The 22,994-nt window shown below is 71.8% G+C and carries 21 protein-coding genes; 12 read left to right on the top strand and 9 right to left on the bottom strand.

What is annotated here, in order from left to right; all coding sequences use genetic code 11:
• Nucleotides 1–136: 136 nt before the first annotated feature.
• From hemE to WMF45_RS47950, 7 genes are all read left to right on the top strand, one after another.
• Nucleotides 137–1,186, top strand: a complete 1,050-nt coding sequence (gene hemE / locus WMF45_RS47980) for a uroporphyrinogen decarboxylase (protein WP_437547498.1) — start codon at nucleotides 137–139, stop codon at nucleotides 1,184–1,186.
• A gap of 215 nt (nucleotides 1,187–1,401) precedes the next feature.
• Nucleotides 1,402–2,187 (top strand): class II glutamine amidotransferase, encoded by a 786-nt coding sequence (locus tag WMF45_RS47975; protein ID WP_437713746.1) that lies wholly within the window; start codon nucleotides 1,402–1,404, stop codon nucleotides 2,185–2,187.
• 992 nt (nucleotides 2,188–3,179) lie between these two features.
• Nucleotides 3,180–4,079 carry a GGDEF domain-containing protein gene (locus WMF45_RS47970; RefSeq protein WP_012241235.1) on the top strand — a complete coding sequence of 300 codons (900 nt, stop codon included), beginning with the start codon at nucleotides 3,180–3,182 and terminating at the stop codon, nucleotides 4,077–4,079.
• 43 nt (nucleotides 4,080–4,122) lie between these two features.
• A complete protein-coding gene (locus WMF45_RS47965) occupies nucleotides 4,123–5,481 on the top strand; it encodes an aspartate aminotransferase family protein (protein ID WP_437713744.1) in 1,359 nt (452 codons plus the stop codon).
• A 40-nt stretch (nucleotides 5,482–5,521) separates the two neighbouring features.
• The gene (locus WMF45_RS47960) at nucleotides 5,522–6,721 is read left to right on the top strand and encodes an acyl-protein synthetase (RefSeq protein ID WP_437713742.1); all 1,200 of its coding nucleotides are present in this window, start codon (nucleotides 5,522–5,524) and stop codon (nucleotides 6,719–6,721) included.
• Complete coding sequence (locus WMF45_RS47955; RefSeq protein WP_437713741.1) at nucleotides 6,721–7,839, top strand: acyl-CoA reductase; 1,119 nt, start codon at nucleotides 6,721–6,723, stop codon at nucleotides 7,837–7,839. Before WMF45_RS47960 ends, WMF45_RS47955 begins: the two co-directional genes overlap by 1 nt.
• Nucleotides 7,840–7,972: 133 nt before the next feature.
• The gene (locus WMF45_RS47950; RefSeq protein ID WP_437713739.1) at nucleotides 7,973–9,535 is read left to right on the top strand and encodes a GAF domain-containing protein; all 1,563 of its coding nucleotides are present in this window, start codon (nucleotides 7,973–7,975) and stop codon (nucleotides 9,533–9,535) included.
• A gap of 27 nt (nucleotides 9,536–9,562) precedes the next feature.
• On the opposite strand, the gene WMF45_RS47945 is transcribed toward WMF45_RS47950, so the two are convergent.
• A complete protein-coding gene (locus tag WMF45_RS47945) occupies nucleotides 9,563–9,703 on the bottom strand; it encodes a hypothetical protein (RefSeq protein WP_012241230.1) in 141 nt (46 codons plus the stop codon).
• 114 nt (nucleotides 9,704–9,817) lie between these two features.
• Between WMF45_RS47945 and queD the strand changes: the two genes are divergently transcribed.
• Nucleotides 9,818–10,180 (top strand): 6-carboxytetrahydropterin synthase QueD, encoded by a 363-nt coding sequence (queD, locus tag WMF45_RS47940; protein WP_437713736.1) that lies wholly within the window; start codon nucleotides 9,818–9,820, stop codon nucleotides 10,178–10,180.
• A 4-nt stretch (nucleotides 10,181–10,184) separates the two neighbouring features.
• Nucleotides 10,185–10,469 (top strand): (2Fe-2S)-binding protein, encoded by a 285-nt coding sequence (locus WMF45_RS47935; RefSeq protein ID WP_272096324.1) that lies wholly within the window; start codon nucleotides 10,185–10,187, stop codon nucleotides 10,467–10,469.
• 64 nt (nucleotides 10,470–10,533) lie between these two features.
• Here WMF45_RS47935 and WMF45_RS47930 read toward each other — a convergent pair whose 3' ends face one another.
• Together WMF45_RS47930 and WMF45_RS47925 are read right to left on the bottom strand one after the other, a co-directional pair.
• Entirely contained in the window at nucleotides 10,534–11,361 is an 828-nt protein-coding gene (locus tag WMF45_RS47930) for a class I SAM-dependent methyltransferase (RefSeq protein ID WP_437713734.1), read from the bottom strand.
• Nucleotides 11,361–12,038: a HEAT repeat domain-containing protein gene (locus WMF45_RS47925; protein WP_437713732.1), complete on the bottom strand. Its 678-nt coding sequence runs from the start codon at nucleotides 12,036–12,038 to the stop codon at nucleotides 11,361–11,363. The genes WMF45_RS47930 and WMF45_RS47925 overlap by 1 nt, the downstream gene beginning before the upstream one ends.
• A 207-nt stretch (nucleotides 12,039–12,245) precedes the next feature.
• Between WMF45_RS47925 and WMF45_RS47920 the strand changes: the two genes are divergently transcribed.
• Nucleotides 12,246–13,187: a M23 family metallopeptidase gene (locus WMF45_RS47920; protein WP_437713730.1), complete on the top strand. Its 942-nt coding sequence runs from the start codon at nucleotides 12,246–12,248 to the stop codon at nucleotides 13,185–13,187.
• Here the strand turns inward: WMF45_RS47920 and WMF45_RS47915 are convergent.
• Together WMF45_RS47915 and WMF45_RS47910 are read right to left on the bottom strand one after the other, a co-directional pair.
• Nucleotides 13,169–13,858 carry a response regulator transcription factor gene (locus WMF45_RS47915; RefSeq protein ID WP_437713728.1) on the bottom strand — a complete coding sequence of 230 codons (690 nt, stop codon included), beginning with the start codon at nucleotides 13,856–13,858 and terminating at the stop codon, nucleotides 13,169–13,171. The genes WMF45_RS47920 and WMF45_RS47915 overlap by 19 nt on opposite strands.
• Nucleotides 13,859–14,085: 227 nt before the next feature.
• The gene (locus tag WMF45_RS47910; protein WP_437713726.1) at nucleotides 14,086–16,440 is read right to left on the bottom strand and encodes a hypothetical protein; all 2,355 of its coding nucleotides are present in this window, start codon (nucleotides 16,438–16,440) and stop codon (nucleotides 14,086–14,088) included.
• A gap of 471 nt (nucleotides 16,441–16,911) precedes the next feature.
• On the opposite strand from WMF45_RS47910, the gene mgtE reads away from it, so the two are divergent.
• Together mgtE and WMF45_RS47900 are read left to right on the top strand one after the other, a co-directional pair.
• Nucleotides 16,912–18,303 carry a magnesium transporter gene (mgtE, locus tag WMF45_RS47905; RefSeq protein WP_437713724.1) on the top strand — a complete coding sequence of 464 codons (1,392 nt, stop codon included), beginning with the start codon at nucleotides 16,912–16,914 and terminating at the stop codon, nucleotides 18,301–18,303.
• Nucleotides 18,304–18,583: 280 nt separating this feature from the next.
• Nucleotides 18,584–19,198 carry a single-stranded DNA-binding protein gene (locus tag WMF45_RS47900; protein ID WP_437713722.1) on the top strand — a complete coding sequence of 205 codons (615 nt, stop codon included), beginning with the start codon at nucleotides 18,584–18,586 and terminating at the stop codon, nucleotides 19,196–19,198.
• Nucleotides 19,199–19,320: 122 nt separating this feature from the next.
• Here WMF45_RS47900 and WMF45_RS47895 read toward each other — a convergent pair whose 3' ends face one another.
• The 4 genes from WMF45_RS47895 to WMF45_RS47880 form a co-directional block, all read right to left on the bottom strand.
• A complete protein-coding gene (locus WMF45_RS47895) occupies nucleotides 19,321–19,983 on the bottom strand; it encodes a hypothetical protein (RefSeq protein ID WP_437713720.1) in 663 nt (220 codons plus the stop codon).
• Nucleotides 19,964–20,329: a MerR family transcriptional regulator gene (locus tag WMF45_RS47890; protein ID WP_437719659.1), complete on the bottom strand. Its 366-nt coding sequence runs from the start codon at nucleotides 20,327–20,329 to the stop codon at nucleotides 19,964–19,966. Before WMF45_RS47890 ends, WMF45_RS47895 begins: the two co-directional genes overlap by 20 nt.
• 11 nt (nucleotides 20,330–20,340) lie before the next feature.
• On the bottom strand, nucleotides 20,341–20,646 hold the full coding sequence (locus tag WMF45_RS47885) for an integration host factor subunit alpha (protein ID WP_012241218.1): 306 nt from the start codon (nucleotides 20,644–20,646) through the stop codon (nucleotides 20,341–20,343).
• Between the two features lie 319 nt (nucleotides 20,647–20,965).
• Nucleotides 20,966–22,531, bottom strand: coding sequence for a glycosyltransferase family 2 protein (locus tag WMF45_RS47880; protein ID WP_437713719.1), 1,566 nt, complete (start codon nucleotides 22,529–22,531; stop codon nucleotides 20,966–20,968).
• Nucleotides 22,532–22,994: the final 463 nt, after the last annotated feature.

Raw genomic sequence — 22,994 nt, 5'->3', positions numbered from 1 at the left:
CGCCTCGGGCCCGGCCGCGCCGCGCTCCCGGCGACCCACGTTCGGGCGATGGGCTGAAACCCATTGCCGGGCGATGGCTGAACGGACATGAAGGGGCGTCCCGACGGCGTCCCGTCGACCCCTCCTGGAGCCTTCCATGCACGATCGCTTCCTGCGCGCCTGCCGGCGAGAGCCGACCGATGTCACGCCCGTGTGGTTCATGCGCCAGGCCGGCCGGTACATGGCCGAGTACCGGGAGCTCAGGAAGAAGTACACGCTCCTCGAGATCTGCAAGACGCCCGAGCTCGCGCTCGAGGTGACGCTCCAGCCGCTGCGGCTCGGGATGGACGCGGCGATCCTCTTCGCGGACATCCTGCTGCCGCTCGAGCCGATGGGCGCCCCCTTCGAGTTCGCGAAGGGCGAGGGCCCGGTGATCCACGAGCCCGTGCGCGATCGGGCCGGCATCGAGCGGCTGCGGGTGTTCGAGCCCGAGGAGGGCCTCGGCTACGTGCTCGACGCCGTGCGCCTCATCCGCAAGGAGCTGGACGGCAAGACGCCGCTCATCGGCTTCGCCGGCGCGCCGTTCACCATGGCGAGCTACCTGGTCGAGGGGGGCAAGTCGAGCGACTACCGGCTCACGAAGCAGCTGATGTGGAGCGACCCCGAGGCGTGGTCGGCGCTGATGGGCAAGATCTCGGAGGTCGTCCGCCGCCTGCTCCGCGCTCAGGTCGCCGCGGGCGCCCAGGCGGTGCAGCTGTTCGACTCGTGGGTCGGCTCGCTCTCGATCGACGACTACCGCGAGCACGTGCAGCCGCACGTGCGGCACATCCTCCGCGACCTCGAGGCGACCGGGGTCCCGGTCATCCACTTCGGCACGAACACGGGGGCGCTCCTGGAGGCGCAGCGCGACGCCGGCGGCACGGTGATCGGCGTCGACTGGCGCACGCCGCTCGACAAGGCGTGGCAGCGCATCGGGTACGATCGCGCGGTGCAGGGCAATCTCGACCCGCTGCTGCTCTGCGCGCCGCGCGCCGTCGCCGAGCGCCGCGCGCGCGCGGTGCTCGCGGAGGCCGGCGGGCGCGCCGGGCACATCTTCAACCTCGGCCACGGCATCATCCCGGAGACTCCGGTCGATACGGTCAAGGCGGTCATCGATCTCGTCCACTCCATCCCGCGCGCGTCGCTCCAGGGCGAGCCGGATCGCTGACGCCGCGCATCGCGCCGCGGCGTCGACCGGGATCATGGGGCGGGCGCCAGGCCGCGCCGGCGCGCCGCGGCAGCGCATCGCGCCGCGTCGCTGGCCAGGATCGTGCGGCGAGGAGCGAGGCCGCGCCGCCGCCTGGCCTTGATGAAGAAGCCGCATCGGCGCCTCACCGTCGAGATCTCAGACGCCCTCCCGGGTGATATGGTCCAGCCGCGAGCATGTGCGAGCTCCTCGGGATGGAGTGCAACGTCCCCACAGACATCGTCTTTTCGTTCAACGGCCTCCGGCACCGGGGTGGCCGCACCGGTCCCCACGCTGACGGTTGGGGCCTCGCGTTCTTCGAGGGGCGCGCCGCTCGCGTGTTCCTCGACGCGAGCCCCGCCGCGGAGAGCCCGCTGGCGCGATTCCTCAGCGAGACGCCCATCAAGACGCTGCTCGCGATCGGCCACATCCGGCGCCGGACCCGCGGCGACGTCCTTCTCGCCAACACGCACCCGTTCGTGCGCGAGCTCTGGGGACGCCACTGGGTCTTTGCGCACAACGGGACGCTCCCTCGCGTCCGGCGCCGCGCGCTGGGCCGCTTCAACCCCATCGGAACGACCGACAGCGAGCACGCCTTCTGTTACCTGCTGGAGGGGCTCCGCAGCTCGTTCCCATGCTATCCGCGCCGGCCCAGCGAGCTCTGGGAGGCGATCGCGGCGCTCGGCGGCGAGCTCGGCCAGGACGGGACGTTCAATTTCCTGCTCGGCGACGGGCGCCACCTCTTCGCCCGCTGCGCAACCCGGCTCTGTCACATCATCCGCAAGGCCCCCTTCGGCATCGCGACGCTCCTCGACGACGATGTCCGCGTCGACTTCTCGGCCGTCACGACCCCGAAGGATCGGATCGCGGTGGTCGCGACGAGCCCGCTCACCGCGAACGAGACCTGGACCATCGGACGACCGGGCGAGCTCTGGGTATTCGACGGCGGCGAGCTACGCGCGACGCTGTCGTCGCTCGCCTGACCGACGCGCCAGCGCGGTGTCCACCCCTCGCGCGCTGTCGTGCTGCGGCCTGGAGATGGGCACGGCAGCCTGAAAAGAAAAACGCCGCGACGGACCTGGGGGGGGAAGGTCTCCGCCGCGACGCAGGTCTATCCTACGCACCCTGTGTGCCAAGTCAACTAACCGGCACGCTGGCGGGGCCGCTGCACGGTCGCGGCGCACGCGGGTCCACGCGGTTCCGCTCCGTTCCGTTCCGCTCCGCTTCACGCCGTTCTGCTCGGCTTCGCTCGGTTCCGCTCCGTTCCGCTCGGTTCCGCTCCGGCGCAGCTCCGTTCCGTGCCGCTTCGCTCCGTTCCGCTTCGCACGGTTCCGATCCGCTGCGTTCCGCTCGGCTCAGTTCAGCGTTGTGATGCGCCCTGGTTTTGAGGCAGAACTCACAGAGCCTCGTCCCCGCAGAACGCGGGCATGCCAGGCGAACAGACACATCGTGTTCCAGCGAACCATTCTCTCCCTTGCCGGCTCAATCGCTCGCCGGACGGGTGGCGGCGCGCTCGGGAAACGCATAGAGAGACCCGCGTCCTCGGCAGCTCGGGCTGCACAAGAGGAAAGAGATGGGGCGCCAACTGCGATAGCAGCGCACAGCGCCCCACAAGGCGCATCGGCGAGCACCGGCGGTGCGGCGCGGCGTGAGCGGCAGCAAACGGCGGCGAGGGGCGGACGGCGTGCGGGGAACAAGCCGAGAACGTGGAAGGGCACAACGAGCGCGACGGAGCGCAGAGGGCGACGTAGGCCGTTGTCGGGTCGGGAAGGCGGAGGAAGCACTGAAGACGGCTCCGCCCGGATGGCCGTCTTGACGGGAGTCGGGGCATGTCAGTACGCTTTGACGTTGGGCGAGCTAGGGCATATCGAACCGTTGCATCACGGCCGAAGAGCCACGCCCGGGTAGGTTCCGTCTCGGGAAGAGCTCGAACGATGTCGAGGCTAGGTCGCACGACGGGTTGGGCTGAGCGCGCGTGAGTGACTTCGACGAAAAGACTCGTGTAACGCAGGTGGTCCAGCCCCCACCGGGCGGCGGCAGCAAGAACACGACCGACTGCCTGGTCGTGATCTACACGAAGGAGCCCACGCTGCTCGGCAAGCGGTTCGTGCTGGAGAACAACCCGACGCGGGTCGGTCGCGGCGCGGACAACCACATCGTGCTCGACGGCGACTCCGTGTCACGAAGGCACGCCCATTTCGAGCAGCGGCCGAGCGCCTGGATGGTCGTCGACGATGGGAGCACCAACGGGACGTACTGCAACGATGAGCAGATCTCCCGCGAGGTCGTGCTGAAGAACGGAGACCGGGTGAAGATCGGCCCCACGATCTTCAAGTTCCTGTCCGGCGCCGACGTGGAGGCGCAATACCACGAAGAGATCTACCGGATGACCATCATCGATGGTCTCACGCAGATCCACAACAAGCGCTACCTCTACGAGGCGCTCGAGCGCGAGATCATCCGCGGCCGCCGCCACGAGCGTGACCTCGCGATCCTCCTGTTCGACATCGACCACTTCAAGCGCATCAACGATGTCCACGGCCACCTGGCCGGCGACTTCGTGCTGAAGGAGGTCGCGCGCATCGTGCAGAGCCGCATCCGCCGCGACGAGGTCTTCGCGCGCTACGGCGGCGAGGAGTTCGCCATCATCCTGCCGGAGACGTCCATCGAGGGCGCGGCGGCCCTCGGCGAGACCCTGCGTCAAAAGGTCGCGGAGCACCTGTTCGTGTTCCAGGCCGACAGCATCCGCGTGACGATCAGCGTCGGCGTGGCGCTCCTCCAGGAGGGTGATCGCACCGCGAACGACCTCATCAAGCGCGCGGACGAGCGCCTCTATCACGCGAAGAACAGCGGGAGAAACCGGGTGTGCGCCTGAGCAGCCGCCCGCGGGCGCGCTAGGTTCCGGCGGAGGAAGGACGATGCCGAACAGCGATCTGCCGCTGCCGGCGGCGCCGGACGCGGGCAGCGGCGCCGAGCTGCCTGCGATCCTGTCGCCGCCGCCTGGTCCCCTGTCGCGGAGCGCCCTCGAGCGCCTCGAGCGCGTCGAGTGCCCGGCGTTCGGCCGGCGGCGCGAGGCGCGGGCGCAGAAGAGCGGCGCCGACATGCTGCCGATCGTGCTGTCGCACGGGCGCGGCGCGAACGTCTGCGACGTCGACGGGAACCGCTACGTCGACCTGTGCGCCGGCTTCGGCGCGCTGCTGCTCGGCCACGCGGCGGCGCCGGTGCGGCGCGCGGCGGAGGAGCAGCTGTCGCGGCTGACCCTCGCGCTCGGCGACGTGTACTCGGCCGACGTGAAGATCGCCCTGCTGGAGCGCCTCGCGGCGCTGCACCCCGGGCCCTCGCCCATGGCGCTGCTCGGCCAGAGCGGCAGCGACGCGATCACCGCGGCCATCAAGACGGCGGCGCTCTCGACGGGACGGCCGGGGCTCGTCGCGTTCGAGGGCGCGTACCACGGGCTCGGGTACGCGCCGCTCGCGGCGTGCGGGCTGCGCGAGAGCTACCGGTCGCCCTTCGCGGAGCAGCTCAACCGGCGCGTGACGTTCGCGCCCTACCCGCGCGACGAGGCGGGCGCCGCGCGGTCGGTCGACGCCGTCGAGCTCGCGCTGCGCGGGGGCGACGTCGGCGCGGTCCTCCTCGAGCCGATCCTCGGGCGGGGCGGCTGCGTCGTCCCGCCCGACGCGTTCCTGCGCGCGGTCTGCGAAGCGGCGCACCGGCACGGGGCGCTCGTGATCGCGGACGAGATCTGGACCGGACTCGGTCGTTCGGGGGCGATGACGCGCACAGGAGAGCTCGGGGCGCCGGTCGATATCCTCTGCTTCGGCAAGGGGCTCGGCGGCGGGCTGCCCATCTCCGCGTGCGTGGCGCCCGAGCCGATCATGCGGGCGTGGGCGCGCGAGGGCGAGGTGGTCCACACCTCGACGCACTCCGGATCGCCCCTCGCGTCGAGCGCCGCGCTCGCGACGCTCGACGCCCTCGACGAAGGCCGGCTGGCCGCGCGCTCGCGCGACGTGGGCGCTCGCTTCCAGGCGATGCTGCGGGAGGCGCTCCCGCGCAGGGCGGGCGTCGTCGACGTGCGGGGCGCGGGGCTCATGGTCGGCGTCGAGCTCGAGAGCGCCGAGCTGGGGCTCCGGGCCATGCGCGGGATGCTGGCCGAAGGGTACCTGGTCCTCACGGGCGGGGTGCGCGGCGAGACGCTGACGCTGACGCCGGCGCTCACCATCCCCGAGGCGCTGCTCTCGGCCGCGGCCGGCGCGCTCGCGCGCGTGCTGACGGCGTAGCGCGCGAGCGGAGCAGGACGCGCATGCTATCCCGGTGCCCGTGGGACCGATAGACCAGAGCGAGGCGCTGCACCGCCGCGCGCGGGCGTTCATCGAGGCGTCGCTCGGCGTGGACGGGGCGGGCTCGACAGGGGCCGGCCGAGCGGCGGCTGCCTCTCCTCCGCAGGACCAGGGCGAGCGCGCGGCGCTCCCAGAGTCCTTCGATGCGCTCGCGATCGACCTCGCCCGGCACCAGGCCGCGCATTGCGCGCCGGTCGCGCGCCTCTTCGAGGCGCGCGGCGCGGACGTCGCCGCGATGGATCACGCGGCGCAGATCCCCGCCGTGCCGTGCGACGTGTTCCGGTTCGCGCGCGTCGCGGCCCACCCGCCGGAGGCGGACGAGCGCGTCTTCCGCACGAGCGGAACCTCCCTCGGCGCGGCGTCCCGCGGCGAGCACCCGTTCCGCACGACCGCCACGTACGAGCTCGCCGCGCTCGCGTGGGGGGAGCGCCTGCTGTGGCCCGACGGCGCGCGGCTCCGGGCGATCGTCCTCGCGCCGCCGCTCCACGAGGCGCCGGACTCGTCGCTCGGCTTCATGATCGACCGCTTCGCGGCGCGCCTCTCGGGGCCGGCGAGCTGGCACGTTCGCGGCGGCGAGCTGGACGCCGCAGGGTTCGCCCGCGCGTGCGCCGAGGCGCGCGCCTCGCGAGAGCCGGCGCTCGTGCTCGGCACGTCGTTCGCTTTCGTTCATCTGATCGAGCATCTGCTCGAGGCGCAACTGCCCCAGGGCGCGGCGCTGCTGCCCGAAGGGAGCCGGGTCATGCAGACCGGCGGCTACAAGGGCCGCTCGCGGGAGGTGCCCGCGGAGGAGCTGCGGGCGTCGATCGCGCGGGAGCTCGGGGTGCCCCTCTCGCACGTGGTGAGCGAGTACGGCATGACCGAGCTCTCCAGCCAGCTCTACGAGGGCACGCTCGCGGCGGCCCTCGCCGGCGCACCGGGCGCGGCGCCGGGGCTGTACCTCGCGCCTCCCTGGACGCGCGTCACGGCGGTGGACCCCGAAACGCTCGCGCCGCTCCCTTCGGGGGCGATCGGGCTCGCGCGGATCGTCGATCTCGCGAACGTCGACTCGGCGGTCGCCATCCAGACCGCCGACCGCGTGCGCGTCACCGCGGAGGGCGTCGAGCTCCTGGGCCGCGCGTCCGGGGCACCGCCGCGCGGCTGCTCGATCGCGATGGACCAGATGCTCGGCGGCGAGGCGTGATGGTGGACGACGGCGCGGCGCGGCGCCTCCGGGTCGAGCGCGCGGTCGCCGCGGCGGCGCGGATCGCGGACGCGCGCGATCCGCTGGGCGACGAGGCGCGCCAGCGGTTGCCTTCCACGAGCGGCCTCTCGTCCGAGGGCGTGGAGCTCGCGCTCGCCCGCCACCTCGAGGTCGCGCCGAGCCACGGCGAGCTCGACGCGCTCGTGGCGTCCTCGGGGCGCGCGCGCCGCTGCCACGTGGTCCTGGCGGCCAACGTCTGCACGGCGCCGCTGCGGGCCATCGCCGTCGCGACGGCCACAGCGCCGGAGGTCTTCGTGCGCCCGTCCCGCCGCGATCCGGTGATCGCGGAGCTCCTCGTGCGCGCGCTGCAGGCCGACGAAGGCTTCCGCCGCGCCGGCGGGGCCATCGCGCTGGTCGCGGACGTCGCGCTCGGGGGCGCCGGGGCGACCAGCGAGCGGGTTCCCGGGGATCTGCCCCACGCCGAGCTGCACGTCTACGGCTCGGACCAGACCGTGGCGACGCTGCGGGCCCAGGCCGGCCCGGGCGTGCTCGTGCGCGGGCACGGCGCCGGCCTGGGGCTCGCCGTCGTCGGCCTGGACGCGAACCTCGTCGAGGCGGCTCGGGACATCGCCGCGGACGTCGTGCCATTCGATCAGCGCGGCTGCCTGTCGCCGCGCTTCGCGCTGGTGGAAGGCCCGGCCGAGCGCGCGGATGCGCTCGCGCGCGCCCTGCACGAGGCGCTCGAGGAGGCGGGCGCGCGCGTCCCGCGCGGGCCGCTCGACGGCGCCGCCCGCGCGGAGGTGACCATGTACCGGGCCACGCTCGAGGCCGTGGGCTCGTTCTGGGAAGGTCGAGGACACGGGATCGGCCTCGATCCGGCGCCGCGATCGCTGCTGCTGCCGCCGGCGGCGCGCGTCGTCCACGTGGCGGCGAGCAGCGCCGAGGCCGCTCCGGCGCTGCTCGCGCCGATCCGCGGCGCGATCACCGCGATCGGCGCGGGCGGAGGCGGGACGCTCGCGCGCGCGGCGGCCACGGCAGCCCCGCGCGCCCGGCTCTCCGCGCTCGGGTCGATGCAGCGCCCGCCCCTCGACGGCCCTGTCGATCTGCGGACGCCCTGACGTCCAGCTGCCCGCGCGGGCGGCTCGCGGCGAGCGCGCACGTCGCGCGGCCGCGCCGTCCAGACCGCGACACGATCCGGACGTGGTGGGAGCAAGGTGCGCTCGAGCGACGGTGTGTGATAGCGATCATGGCATGTCGTCGCGCACCGATCCGAAGGCGACCCATCCGCCCACGGAGCTCGAAGCGATCGCGAGCCCGTCGGCGACGCCGTCCGGCGTGGAGGGCTCACGAGACAGCCTCGTGGACCGCCCGCTGGACGAGCTCCGCCCCGACGAGGAGGACGCGTCCGTCTCGAGCGACCCGGCCCGCAGCTCGGCCCGCGCCGCGGATGCCGACGACGAGGGCGTGCCGCCGTCGGTCGCCTCCGCGAGGATCCAGGTGCGCCGCGACGAGCGCCTGGATCTCGTGATCGAGTACCTGGCCTTCGTGGCGAAGCCGATGCCGCTGTCGCTCCTCCTCGACGAGGCGCCGCAGCGGATCGCCGCGATCCTCGGCGCCGACGTGGCCTCGCTGTACCTCCTCGAGGGCGACGGCGACGAGCTGGTGCTGCGCGGCAACGTCGGCTTTCCGCGCGAGGCGCGCGGCACGGTGCGGCTCTCGGTCGGGCAGGGCATCACGGGCATGGCGGTCGAGTGCCTGCGGCCGATCTCGGTCGTCCAGGCGACCGAGCACGAGCGCTATCGCGCGTTCCCTGAGCTCCGTGAAGAGCGCTTCCCGGTCTTCCTCGCGGCGCCCATCCTCGGCAGCGGCCGCCCGCTCGGCGCCCTGGTCGTACAGCGCGCGGGCGATCGCGCCTTCACGGCGCGGGACGTCGAGCTCGTCATGGCGCTGACCGCCCCGATCGCGGCCGGCGCTCGCCACGCGCAGGTGCTCGACGAGCTGCGCGAGCGGCGGCGGCGCACGGGCGGCGGCACGCGCAAGGTCACGCTGCCGGGGTTGCCCGTCGTCGCCGGGCGCGCGCTCGGCGCCATCGCGGCCCTGCGGCGGCCGGCGACCTCATCGCTCGGCGCGCGGCCGGGCAGCGGCGATCCGAAGCTCCTGCGGCTCGCGTTCGACATCGCGGAGAAGGCGCTCCTCGACCTCAACGCGCGCGCGGCGAAGCGAGGGCTCGCGCAGGAGGCGGCGTTCCTCTCGACCTACCTCCTGATGATCGGCGACGGCCGCCTGCGCGCGCGCGCCTTCGAGCTCGCGGCCAGCGGGCGCAACGTCGCGCAGGCGCTCGGGACGGTCGCTCGCGAGGTGGCGCGGGCCGCCAACGGGATCGTCGGTGACCCGTTCTTGCAGGATCGCGCCCGTGACATCGAGGATCTCTGCGATGCGATCCTGATGCTGGCGACGCCGGATGCCCGGGCCGAGCTCCCCTCGAAGGCGGTCCTCGTGGGAGACCAGCTGACGGTCTTCGACCTCTTGATCTCCGCCCGGGCCCACCCGGTGGGCGTCGCGCTCAGCGACCGGTCCGGGCCGCGCTCGCTCGTGCTCCTCCAGCTGCTCGGCGTGCCGTCGATCGTGGACGTGGCGGGGGCGTTCCGCTGGGCGTCGCCAGGAGACGTCGCGCTCCTCGACGCGGACCACGGCTTCCTGGTGATCAACCCGTCCCGAGCCGAGGTCGCGACCGTTCGCGCGGCGCGACGCAGGGGACCGGCGTCGCCGGAAACCGACGAAGACGACGACGAAGAGGACGAGCCGGCGAGCTGAGCACCGGCCGGAGCCGGTGCTCGAGGCTCAGCTGCCGGACCGCGCGGCGGCGGCCGGCTCGGCCGGCGTCCCCTGGGCGCTCTGCAGCTCCTTCTTGGCGCGCCAGTTCGCCAGGCGCTTCGTATCGCGACGCTTCTTCTTGGCTCTCACTGCGGGCTTCTGCGGCATGGCCGGCGGTATAGTCGCTCGAGCCCCTCGAGGGAACCCCGTACTCACGCCGCCCCCTGTTCGGGCCACGGGGCGTTGACGCCCCACGGCGACCGCCCCATGACCGCTGCTCCGATGAACGTCCGTCTCGTACACGAGTTCCGCTTCGAGGCCGCCCACCGCCTTCCCAGGGTTCCGCAGGGGCACAAGTGCGCGCGCCTCCATGGTCACAGCTTCAAGGTCGAGGTCGCGATCCGCGGCCCGGTGAACGAGGAGACGGGGTGGTTCATCGATTACAGCCACCTCTACGAGGCCTGGGCGCCCCTCCACGACCTGCTCGATCACCACTACCTGAACGAGGTCCCCGGGCTGGAGAACCCGACGAGCGAGGTGCTCGCACGGTGGATCTGGACCCGCCTCGCGCCGTCGCTGCCGTCCTTGAACCGGGTCACCATCTTCGAGACCTGCGACGCCCGCTGCGAGTACGAGGGCGATTAGGTCGATGAAGACGCTCGTCTGCCGCTGCGAGGACGTCACGCTGCACGAGCTCGAGGCCGCGATGGATCGCGGCTACAAGGACATCGAGTCCGTCAAGCGCTACACGGGCTTCGGCACCGGCTGGTGCCAGGGCAAGTGGTGCCTCGCGCTCTGCGCGCGGCTCATCGAGGAGCGCGGGGGCGACGCCCGGAAGCCGATCACCCCGCGGCCGCCGTACCACCCGGTCTCGCTCGCGGCGCTCGCCGGGCTCGACGAGCTCGGCCTCCGCGGCGGCGGGCGCGAGCGCTAGCCGCGCTCGCTGGCGCTGGCCGCGCTCCGCGCGACCAGCGCCCTGGCCCGATCGTCGATCGAGATCAGACGAGGGGGCGCCGAGCGCTCGCGCACCCGACGTTCACGGTCAGCTCGAAGACCCCCTCGGACCAGTACTTCGAGACCGCGTGGTGCAGGTACTTGAGCATCGAGTCGATGATCTGCGGCTCGACGTCGAGCATCGCCGTCGACTCGGGGATCACCATCAACCTCGAGATGGGATCCTCGAGGAACTCACGCCCGCTCTCGAACGACACGGCGATGAGCTGGACGTCGACCTCGACCTCGTCGAGCCCCGCGCCCTCGATCTCCTCGGCGATGGTCTCGATCGTGGGGCGGCTGAGGGCGGCGGCGTCCACCGCGGCGCCGAGCTCCGAGAGGTCTTGCTTGAGCGCGCACTCCCGCGCGATGTCCGCGATCTCCGGGAACGAACCCCGCAACGGCATCGCGATGAGCGCCTGGCCGCCGGGGACCAGCACCCGGCGCAGCTCGGCGAGGAGCTGCGCCCGCTCGCTCGGACGGCAGACCGGGTGCAGCGTGAACGCGTGGGAGAAGCTCGCGTCCGGCAGCGGCGTCGGCAGGGCGTCGGCGAGCACGTAGCTCGCGTTCATCCCGGAGAACAGCGCGGCCTTGTCGCGCGCGAGCTCGAGCGCGGCGGCGGAGCCGTCGACGCCCACGAGGGTCGCGCCGGGCAGCTTGTCGGCCACGATCGCGTCGGGGAAGCCGCTCCGGCAGCCGAGGTGGACGATGCTCGCCGCCTCGGAGGGCAGCAGCATCTCGACCGCCAGCGAGGCGAAGAACGAGAGGTAGCGCGGGACGACCGCGTGCTCGAACAACACGGCGTCCGCCGCGCTCAGCGGCGGGCCGATCATCAGGCGACCCCGTCCTCCTCGTCGTCGTAGGGCGCGAGGAGGCTGAGCGCCTCTTCGGCGAGCTCGCCGATCGTGACCTCCGACGTCGCGTCGTCGCCGCCGTCGTCGGCGAGCTCGACCGTGCGCTTGTCGTCGAGCAGCGGCTGGATGAGCGGCGCATGCGCCGGGTCACCGATCTCGACAAGCGTCTCGATCGCCGCCGCGACCGCGTCCGGATCCTTGTGGCCCAGGAACTGGCTGAGCAGCTTCGGCACGCCCGGCTCCGGCACCTCGGCGATGAGGTACGGCAGCTCCGGGAGCGCCGACGAGCCCACCGGCAGCCGCTTCAGCGCGCGCTCGATCGCCTGCGCGACCTCCTTGAACCGGTCGTAGGCCAGCGTTTCGATCTCCTCGCCCGCGGCCTGCCGCGCCTCGGGGTGCTCCGACGCGAGCACATCGATGAGCGCGTCGAGCGCGCGCGGCCCCTCGTGCTCGCCGAGCAGCGACGCGATCCGCACCAGCCGGAGCGCCGCCTCGTCCTCGTCGTTCTCGCGCGTCGCGGCCGCGATCGCGTCGGTGAGGACATCCAGCAGCCCATCGCCGGGCATGGCCGTCAGGTCGTCGTGGAGCCGGCGAGCCGTGCGCTCCGCGTCGAACAGCTTGTTCAGGGTCGTCTCGATCGCTTGACGATTTTGCACGAAGAGGAGCTATCAACAGCGCGTCGCCTCCGCAAGCCGGCAGGCAACAAGGGCCTGTTCCTCGCGAATTCCCGTCCACGGCGGGCGCGGACGCGCGTGCCCGGCGCCGCCCGCGCCGTGGCCGCCGCGCGCAAGCCGGGCGGGGCGAGCGCGCCGCCGCTGCATCGAGCTCGCCCGCCGCGCGCGATGCGGTAGACCGTTCGTGGCATGCGTGTGTCCGGCTCATTGCAAGGCCGCCCGGCGAGGGCAGCGGTCTCCCCTTCCCCGCTGGTGCGCGGCGCCGCGGCGTCGGCGCTGGTCCTCGCGCTCGGCGGCATCGACGATCCCGAGCCGCCGCCACCCGCGGTCGTCCCTCCGGCGGCCGCGGCGCGCGGCGCCGCGGGCGCCGCGGCGCTCTGCGGCCCGCGCACCGTGCCGGAGGGCGCCGCCTGCGTCCCGCTGCCTGCTCCGGGCGCGCCGCTCCCCGAAGGCGGCGCTGCGGCGCTCTCTGAGCCTGCCGGCGCGCGTCCCGCCGGGGCGGGCACGCGCAGCCAGGCCCAGGAGCACATCCCCCGCCGCCCGGAACGTCCGGCGAGCGCCGCCGCGTACACGTTCCCGATCGGCGCGCCGGACGCGCCGCCGGGGTTCCTCCTTGTCGAGGACGCTCCAGCCGGAGCGGGCGCGCTGCCTGCAGCGGGCTCCGTCGCCGTGATCGGCGCCGCGCGGCCCGAGCCGCCGTCGTGGATCGGCGGGATCGACATCGCCGCGGCGCGCGGCGAGCGGGTGGCGGCGCTCAGGCTCGAGGGCCAGGAGGGGAAGGCCGAGGTCGTCTTCGTCGGCGCGCTGTCCGGGATCACGGTGGCCACGGCGCACGACGTGCGCGAGGCACGCGACGTGGGTCGCGTGCGCAGGTACCTCCTGCTCCATGGCCACCTCGATCGCCCTGGCCCCGGCGTCGTGGCGGGCGCGCGCCTCGACGCGGGCGACGTGGTCGGGTACGCCGGCGAGACGGGCAGCCCGGGCCTCGTCCGGCTCCGCCTCGAGGCGCGGCAGATCCGCGAGGGCGCGCGCCTCCCCGAGCTCGATGCGAAGCGCATCACCGACGCCGCGGTGACGGTGCCTTGCGACCTCCGCAACGTCCTGCCGCTCCGTCAGGGAGCGAGCTTGTAACCGAAGCCGTAGACCGTGAGGATGTGCTCCGGCTTGTCGGGCGAGCGCTCGATCTTCTTGCGCAGCTTGACGATGAAGTTGTCGACCGTGCGGTTCGACGGCCCGGCCTCGATCCCCCAGATCTTCTGGAGGATCTCCTCGCGCGAGACCGGCTGGCCCACGCGCTCGTGCAGCAGGCGAAGGAGCTCGACCTCGTAGAACGACAGCTGATCCGAGCGCGAGCCCCGCGAGACCGTGTGGGCGGTCATGTTGATCTGCACGTTGCCGATGGAGAACACCTCGACGGGCGCCTCGGCCGGCCGGGCGGCGCGGCGGAAGAGGGCGCGCAGGCGGGCGATGAGCTCGCCCACGCTGAACGGCTTGGTCACGTAGTCGTCGGCGCCCGCGTCGAGGCCGCGGATCTTGTCGATCTCCTGGCCGCGGGCCGTCAGCATGATGATCGGCACGAACGCGTCCCAGCGCCGCAGATCCTCGCAGACCTTGAAGCCGTTGGTGTCGGGGAGCATGAGGTCGAGCAGGATGGCGTCCGGCTTCTCCTGCCGCGCGAGCAGCACGCCGTCCTTCCCCTTCGAGGCCGACGCCACCGAGAAGCCCTCGAACTCGAGGGCGTCCGTCAGCCCCAGCACGATGTGGGGCTCGTCCTCGATGATGAGAATCTTCTTGCGTGCCACCACGACGGAGTCCGGTCTTAGCACAAAACCGGGCAGGTCCCCCCGAGCGCTCCGCCGGCCCGGCTCGCCGGCGCCGCTCTGTGGCCCCAGAAGCGCCCCAGAAGCGCCCCAGAAGCGCCACAAAAGCGCCGCGGGGCGCGACCTCACGATCGCACCCCGCGCGCCGGGCTCAATCAGACGTCTGACAGACGTCTGACAGACGTCTGACAGACGCTGGCTGACGCCGTCTACTCGCCGGAGCAGGTGATGAACAGCGTGGCCCCTTGCTGGGCCTCGCCCTGACCCGTGAACCGGATCTTGCGCTGCTCGGTCGACGGGCAGTCGGCCACGATGGCGGGATCGCCGAGCCGGATCGACGGGTCGACGTAGCACCACCCATGCACGTCCTGGATGTCGCCGACGTTGGTCCTGCACGCGGTGGCCCCGTCGGCCTCGAGCTGCTGGATCTCGCACACGCAGTCCCAGCCGGACGCCTTCGCGATGTCGAGCGAGAGCACCTCGTCCTTCGCCGCCGTATGAGCGCCCGTCACCTCGAGGCGCCCCGGCATCCTCTCATCCGCGCAGTTGCACTGGCCCTGCGAGTTGCGCGCCTCGAGGATCAGGCAGGAGACCTGCTGGTCCGCGTCCGGCGTCAAGGTGCGCGGCAGGCACTGGCCGCCGAGCACCGTCTTCAGGCGGTCGATGATGGCGCCGATCGCCGGCCGGTAGCCGTAGTCGGCCGCGCCGTCGTCGAGGAGCTGGCGCGGGCACACCGAGCCGACGATGCCCTGGGGGCCGAGCTCCCGGATGAGCTGCAGCTCGCGGAGGCCCGGGTAGGCCTTCGCCTTGATCTGCGTCGTCGACCTGGGCTCCGGATCCTCCTGATCGTTCCCCGCGTCAGGCCTGCACAGCGGGTTGTCGGTCGGCTGACCGCCCACCGCCCTGCAGTCGCAGCTCTGAGCCGCCCCGTCGCAGGTCTTCACGGCGTTCTGGGGGAGATCGAAGATGCAAGCGTACTGGAGGTCCCCCGTGCTCCCCTCCGGGATCGTGTACTCGCGGCCGTTGATGCCGTTCCAGCCCGCCTCCGTCGGCGCGACGATCGTGTCGTTGGTGATCGGGTTCGTGCCCGAGCGAGGCTTCATCGACTCGACCATGAAGGGATCCTTCGGCGGCTGGTACTTCGCGGGATCGCCGAGGATGAGCTCCCAGGTGCTGGCGGCGCCGGCCACCGGAGCGCTGAGCTCGTCGGAGTTCTTGAACCCGCCGACGGGCTCGCCGTCCTGGTTGAGGCCGTTCAGCAGGTCGGGCTGGCCTTGCGCGTTCTGACGCGCGATGTCCTGCCACGGCACGCCGACGATACCGGCGAAGAAGACGAGCCCGGGATCGCGGACGTTGGAGTCGAGGTCCTCCGGGTTCGGATCGCTGAAGATCGGGTTCGGGACCAGCTCGCCCTTGCGGTTCGGGATCTGCGCCTCGGTGAAGGCGCGCCGGTAGCGGTCGATCGGATAGAGGAAGTCGAAGCCGAACCGGCGCTTCTGATCCCAGCAGCGAGAGTTGACCGGGTCCTCCGCGGGGGTCAGCCTGGCGGCGTTGCCGTCCGGGCCCGTGCACGAGTCGTCCTTGGGGCAGCCGTCCTGTTTCTGGCTGCACGACCTGCAGCACTTGTCGCCCGGATTGGTGGCGCACTCGGTGCGCGGCCGCCACAGGCGGAAGCCCGGCCCGGTCTCTGCCACGAGGTAGTTCTTGCCCTCCTCGCGGATCGAGCAGTCGTTCTCATCGGTGAGCATGATGATCGCGAGGAGCGAGCTCGGCCGCATGAAGTCGGCGCGCTGCTTCTTGAGGACGGCATCCTCGCCGGTGACGACGATGTTCTCTTGCGCGTCGATGCCGATCGTCTCGTAGGGCTCCGGGTCGACGAGGAAGCGGTACACGCTCTCGAGCTGCGCCTCGAAGCCGCAGCCGGTCTGCCCCGTGCCTTCGACCATCGAGGTGAGCTGCCCGACCAGCGACGTGTTGTTGAGGTCGGCGTTCGAATCGGCGGTGATGTCCGCCTCGCCGTCGTTCGGATCCGGCCTATCCGGCTCGCCGTCGAGCTTCTGATCCGGGTCCCAGGCCAGGAAGCCCAGGTTGAGGTAGGTCGGGATGTCGTTGACGTTGGAGTTCTCGTCGGTGCGCGCGAGGAGGTGCGCCATGTCCACGTTCGAGGCGCTCGTCGTCCCCTGGCAGGCGGCCGACCCGTGGCCGCCGAGGCTCGAGCTGATGATGCCGATGTGGATGTCCTTGACCGGCTCGAACTCACGCTTGTAGTCCGGTAGACAGGGCGTGTTGGGCGAGGCGACCGTGGTCGCCATCATGCCGTCCTTGTGGATGCAGCGCGGGTTGACGAGACCCTGGACGAGGTCGGGGATCGCGGTGGCCAGGATGGCCTGCTTGTCGGCCATCGAGCCCGAGTTGTCGATTGCCAGGAGGAGGTCGATCTTGTCGACCGAGCTCTGCGTCAGCCGCTCGACGATCGTCGACGTCGACCGGGGCTTGTTCTCGGCGATGGGGCGGCTCAGACATCCGAAGGCGCTGCCTGTGCCCGCGATCAGCAGGCTCGCCATGGCGAACCTCACCGCGCCCCTCCACGGGCGCCTGCTCTCACGCTCTATCCGCGTCATATTCGACTTTCCTTTCGACCACCGATCCAGTTGCGCGGCGGTCAAGCCACCGAAAAGGCCCGCCGTCCACGGGCCCATGACCGACTTCCGCAGGCGATCCACGGCTCGACGGGAGCCCGATGCTAGGGACCCGACCGGAAGGCTGTCAATTCGACCCGGCCGGCCCCGCTCGACCCCGCGAAGGCGTGCCGTAGCAAACGAGATGCCGCCGCCGCAGACCCGTACCCTCCATGCCCCGCGCGCCGCCGCGACGTCAACCTGATTGCGCGACAGCCAACGCAGTAGGCGATCCGCCCCTCAACCTGGGTCGCCCTGGCTGGGCCGACCTGGCCCTCAACCTGGGTGCGTCGCGGGCCCGGCGCCGGTGGGGTTTGCCGCTTCCCAGCAGGGCCGAGTTGTGGTCAGTGCCCGGGCATGTTGCGCGTCGCCCTCGCCATGGTCCCGGAGGTACGGCAGCTGCTCACCGAGGATCCGGCGCAGCTCTCCGACCTGCTGGACGAGATCCACGACGAGGACCTCGCCGACCTCATCGGCCTGCTGGACGACGCCGAAGCCGCGAAGGTCCTGATGGCGCTCAGGGCCGAGGAGGCCGCGCCCATCTTCGAGCGCCTCGACGGCGAGACCCAGGAGGCGCTCGTCGAGCAGATGGGCATCGAGAGCATCGCGCCGATCGTCTCCGAGATGGCGGCCGACGACCGCACGGACCTCATCGAGGCCCTCCCGGACCAGGTCAGCGGCACGCTGCTCTCGACGCTGGAGAAGGTCGACCCCGAGGCGGCGGCCGAGGTCGAGGAGCTCGCCAAGTGGCCCGAGGACAGCGCCGGCGGCCTCATGACCACCGACTACGTGTCGGTGGGCATCCACCTCACGGTCGCCGACGTGATCGAGCGCATCCGCGCCGTCGGCGAGGACGCCGAGACCATCTACTACGTGTACATCGTCTCCGATCGCGGGCACCTCATCGGCGTCGTGTCGCTGCGCGATCTGCTGCTCGCCTCGCCGTCCGAGAAGCTCGCGGACGTGATGACCGAGAACGTCTTCGCCGTCAGCCCCGAGACCGACCAGGAAGAGGTCGCGCGGACCATGGCCAAGTACGATTTCAACGCGCTGCCCGTGCTCTCCGCGGACCGCAAGCTGCTCGGCGTCATCACCGTCGACGACGTGATGGACGTCCTCACGGAGGAGCAGTCCGAGGACATGCAGCGGCTCGGCGCGGTCGGCCCCATGGAGGACAGCTACTTCAAGACGAGCTTCTGGACGTTCATCCAGAAGCGCGCCCCGTGGCTGGCCGTGCTGTTCGTCGGCGAGTTCATGACCGGCGAGGTGCTCCGGCGTTTCGAGCACGACCTCGAGGCCGTCGCGACGCTCGCCTACTACGTGCCCTTGCTCATCTCCACGGGCGGCAACTCCGGCTCGCAGTCGTCGTCGCTCATCATCCGCGGCCTCGCCGTCGGCGACGTGCGCGTCGGCGACTGGGCGAGCGTCCTCGTCCGCGAGCTCGGGCAGGCGGTCGTGCTCGGCCTTATCCTCTCCGTCATCGGCATGTTCCGCGTCTGGCTCTGGGGCGACGGCACCGGCTTCGTCCTGACGATCGGCGCGACGTTGATGGCGATCGTCCTCATGGGCTGCACCGTCGGCGCCATGCTCCCCCTCCTGCTCCGGCGCATCGGCCTCGATCCGGCGACCAGCTCCACGCCGTTCATCGCGAGCCTCGTGGACGTCCTGGGGATCCTCCTCTACTTCACGATCGCCCGGCTCTTCCTGGCCGACCTCCTCGCGCAAGCGGGAGCGGGAGCGGGCGGGTGAGCGGAATCACGCGGCATTGCGCGGAACCTGGCGGAATTGGACGGCGATCGGGCGGAGATTCGGACGGAGATTCGGACGGAGATTCGGACGGAGATTCGGACGGCGATCGAGCGACGCCGCGCCGCCCGTGCCGAGGCCCGCGCCGGTCCCCCCGCGCGGGCGCGCCGCGTGCTTTTCGGCGCGCCACGGCCCTTGACGCGTCGGCCCCCATGGGGGAGTGAAGCAGGCGACGTTCGTTCAGCGCAGCGTGCGCTGAGCCCCTCCTAGGGAAGGAGTGACGATGGCCGAAGGCTTGAATCGCGTAATGCTGCTCGGCAACCTGGGCGCCGACCCAGAGCTCCGGTTCACCCAGGGGGGTCAGGCCGTCTTGAACCTGCGGCTCGCGACGACCGAGTCGTACCTGGACCGCGACAAGGTCCGGAAAGAACGGACGGACTGGCACAATGTCGTGATCTGGGGCAAGCGCGCCGAGGCCTTGGGCAAGATCCTCAGCAAGGGTTCCTCGATCTTCATCGAGGGCTCGCTCCGCACGTCGAGCTACGACGACCGGGATGGCAACAAGCGCTACAAGACCGAGGTGATCGCGAACAACGTCCTGCTGACGGGCGGGGGCCGCGGTCGCGGCGCTCCCGGCGATGACGCAGGCGCGTTCGGCGCCGATCCCGGCGGTGGCTACAGCGGCGGTGGCGGTGGCTACAGCGGCGGCGGTGGTGGCGGTGGCGGCGGCGGTTACAGCGGTGGCGGCGGTGGCGGCGGCGGTCGCCCGGCGGGTGGCGGCTACAACCGCGGCGGCGGCGGTCGCCCCGCGCCGGCCGCGCAGGATCCCGGTCCTCCGCCCGACGATTTCGGCGGCGGCGGTTACGGCGGCGGCAACGACGACGACATCCCGTTCTGATCGCTCCCCCTGCCCGGTCGAGTCATCCGCCTGGCGTACACCGCTCTCTTCAACATCTCGCATCCACGCGACAGGCCCTCTCCGAGGGCCGGGCAGCTCTCCACGAGCCCCTCTTCCCCGTCCTAGGGCCGCGGCCGCGGCCGCCGCGCCAGCAGGACGGTCACCCCCGCCGCCGCGAGCACTCCGAGCGCCGCGGTCATGGCGAGGGGCTGCTCCGCGGCGAGGAAGATCGCCCGCACGAGCAGCCCCGGCTCAGGTGGCGCCACGAACACGCCCTCGAACGTGGTCGCGCCGAGCAGCGCGCCGCACCGAGCGTCCGTCCCCTGCGCGGGCTCCAGGCAGGCCAGGCTGCAGAGCGCCGCGTCGTGCTCGCTCCCGGCGAAGCCGAGCACGTGCTGCCCGCGGATCACCACCGCGCGCGCGCCAGCCCTCCCGGTTCCCTCGAACGCCTGCTCGAACCGCTGCGACTGCGCGTGGATCGGCCCTGCTTCCCACCGCTCGATCGCTATCCCGAGGCCCCCCCGCACGAGCCCCGACGCCCGATCGAGCACGAGCTCCTCCAGGCCGGTCACCCATTGCCGCGACGGGGCCGTCACGCACACCGCGCGCAGCGAGAGCCCGTCCGCCTCGACGCCCCGCAGGAGCGTCACCTTCGCGCCCGCGATCGCGGAGACGTCGATCGCGGGCAGCGCCTCCTCCGGCGCGTCGCTCGCCCCGGCCGGCAACACAAGGCGCAACCCGAGGCCCGGCGCCACGCCGTGGAGCTCAGACGCGCTCGAGCTCATCCATCAGCGCGAGCACCTCGGTCCGGATCTCGACGAGGGCCGTGCGCATCCGCTGCACCTCCTCGTGGCTCGCGCCCGCGTCCGGCGCCGGCGGCTCGACGCCCCCCTCGCGCAGCTTGCGCCGCGCGCCCGCGATCGTGAAGCGGTGCGAGTAGAGCAGCTCCTTGACCTTGAGGAGCATCTCGACGTCGCGCCGGCTGTAGACCCGCTGCCCCTTCGCCGACTTCTGCGGGCGGATGGAGCGGAACTCGGTCTCCCAGTACCGGAGCACGTGCGGCTCGACCCCCACGATGCCGGCCACCTCGCCGATCCGGTAGTACAGCTTCGCCGGAAGCTGCGCGCGCACCGCCAAGCGGTCTACTCCTCGGCCGCCGAGGCCGTCTCACGCGGGTTGAGGGCCTGCTTCAAGATCTGGCTCGCCTTGAAGTTCAGGACCCGGCGCTCCGTGATCAGGATGGGGTCGCCGGTCTGGGGGTTGCGGCCCTGCCGCTGGCGCTTGTCGCGCAGCACGAAGTTGCCGAATCCAGAGATCTTGATCTTCTCCCCGCGACCCAGGGTTTCCTTCATGGTCTCGAAGACGAGGTCCACCAGATCGGCAGATTCCTTCTTCGAGAACCCACCAAGGCGGGAGTAGACCGCCTGAACGATTTCGGCTTTCGTCATGACACCCCCATCGCCCTTGCAGAAGGGGGGACGCGCCGCAACCCCTGAAGACCGTTCAGGAAGCCGCGTGCGGTCCCCCGACCGGCCTGGAGGGCAGAATGCCAGCGTGCGTCGGTAAGGTCTAGGGGGTTACGCAGGCTTCGCCCGATGTGCACCAGGCACGCTTCGTGGAGCCCCCCGAGCAACGCATCGCTCGGAGCGAACCTGCGACCCTGCGAGCAGCGCCCCACACCTCGCACCCTCGATCCGGCGGCCAGGAATGCGGCAGGCTCACCGGCGCGACCACGGGCGCAGGATGGGCTCGGCGGCGACGATCCGCTCAGACGGCAAGATCGCCGAGGTGGCGTTCCTTCGTCGACTGCCGGGACCAGGCGCCGACGACGGCCGCCTCGCTCGGCCGCGCGTCGCTCCAGCCGACGACCGGCGCGCTCGATGTCACATCGCGGCGGCGCACGATCTGTTCCTGGACGACCAGGAACGCCACGTAGAGGTAGCCGACGGCGAAGAGCACCGCGAACGGCGTGGCGAAGTAGTGCCCCGTCTCCACGGACGCGACCACCGCGCCGCACGACAGCACCGCGAGCATCGCCTCGGTGATCGGCAGGTCCGTGCGGACCTTGTAGCGGCCCTTGTTGTCGCCCTGCTTCGGCGTCCGGACGAACTCGCCGGACATGCTGCGGAGCCCCTCGATCACGGCCTTCGACAGGTACGGCGCGAGCCCCGTCCCGAGCGCGATGAGCATCGGCAGGCGCCTGACAGCGCCCCAGCGCGAGCGGCCCTGCGCCGTCTCGGCCAGCATGTAGAACGCCGCGAGCGACCCCGTCGTCGCCGTGCAGAGCGGCAGATCGATGGCGATCATCGTCAGCGTGTCGGCCGCGGGGAACAGCACGAGCGCCGGCAGCAGGAGGACGCTCAGCAGCACGAGCAGCGGGTAGGCGAAGTGCGGCGTGAGGTGGAAGAACGCCTCGATCCGCTGCCCGAGCGACAGCTTGGCGCTCAGCACGGTCGCCATCAGCTTGCGCGCCGTCTGCACCGTGCCCTTGGCCCAGCGGTACTGCTGCGCGCGCAGCGCCGAGATGTCCTCGGGGAGCTCCGCGGGCGAGACGACATCCTCGCGGTAGATGAAGCGGTAGCCCGCGAGCTGCGCCCTGTACGACAGGTCGAGGTCCTCGGTCAGCGTGTCGTGCTGCCAGCCGCCCGCCTCGCGGATGGCGTCCTTGCGCCACATCCCCCCGGTGCCGGAGAAGTTGAACAGCAGGCCCGCGCCGAAGCGCGCGCGGTTCTCGACGAGGTGGTGGCCGTCGAGCATGAGCGCCTGCACCTGCGTGAGGATCGAGACGTCGCGGTTCAGGTGGCCCCACCGCGTCTGCACCATGCCGACCGTCGGGTCCTCGAAGTGGCCGACGATGGACCGCACGAAGTCCGGCTGCGGGATGAAGTCGGCGTCGAAGATCGCGACCAGCTCGCCCTTCGCGATCTTGAGCCCCGCGTCGAGCGCCCCCGCCTTGTAGCCGACGCGGTCCACGCGGTGCAGGTACACCGCGTCGAGGCCCTGCGCGCGCAGCCGCTCGACGTGCGCGCGGACGAGGCCCTGCGTCTCGTCCGTCGAGTCGTCGAGCACCTGGATCTCCAGCTTGTCGCGCGGGTAGTCCATCTTCGCGACGGCATCGAGCAGCCGCGCCGCGACCGTCGACTCGTTGAAGAGCGGGAGCTGGATCGTCACCGGCGGGAGGTCGCGATCGGTCAGGGCCGCGACCTCCTGCGCGCGGGTGATCTTCGCGCGGTTCAGGCGACAGAGGACCACGAGGTGCAGCCGGTGCAGGCCGTAGCCGCTGAGGCCGAGCAGCACGCCGAAGTAGAGGACACAGAGCAGCAGGGAGAGCATCGCGAGCACCTACCGCCGGCGGGTTGCCGTGCAGCCGTGGGAACGGGCGAGAGCGCCGTTCTCCACCCCTGCAGGCGCCGACAGACAACGAACGCGTACCATCCGCCGGATCCGAAGTTGTCAGGCACTTGTAATTCGTTGCAACTCTCTGTCGCGAGATCCGCAAAGTTGACTTCGGCCCGAGTCGCTCCCCGCGGGAAATGACAATCACCGACAATCCCGCTTCGCCGGGGCGCGCGGCGCTGCCCGCAGGTCCGCCGCACGAACGCACGTGCGCGAGCGGCGCGCCGACTCAGGGAGTCCCCGGATACTGGAGCTCCAAGTAAGGTGTTTTTGGTAAGGCTGCTCCGAAACCACGTTCCATGAGTAGGGTGCTCACCCGCTGGGCAGATTCACAGTACTGCGCGATTTCGGGGGCCGAGCGGAGGCCAGGGGCCGGGCGCCGCGTGCCGCGTGCCGTGTC

It is taken from the genome of Sorangium sp. So ce448, from assembly GCF_051520915.1.
Lineage (GTDB): Bacteria > Myxococcota_A > Polyangia > Polyangiales > Polyangiaceae > Sorangium > Sorangium cellulosum_B.
Note: the sequence above shows the minus strand (reverse complement) of the source record. Positions and strands in the feature narration are given on the sequence as shown.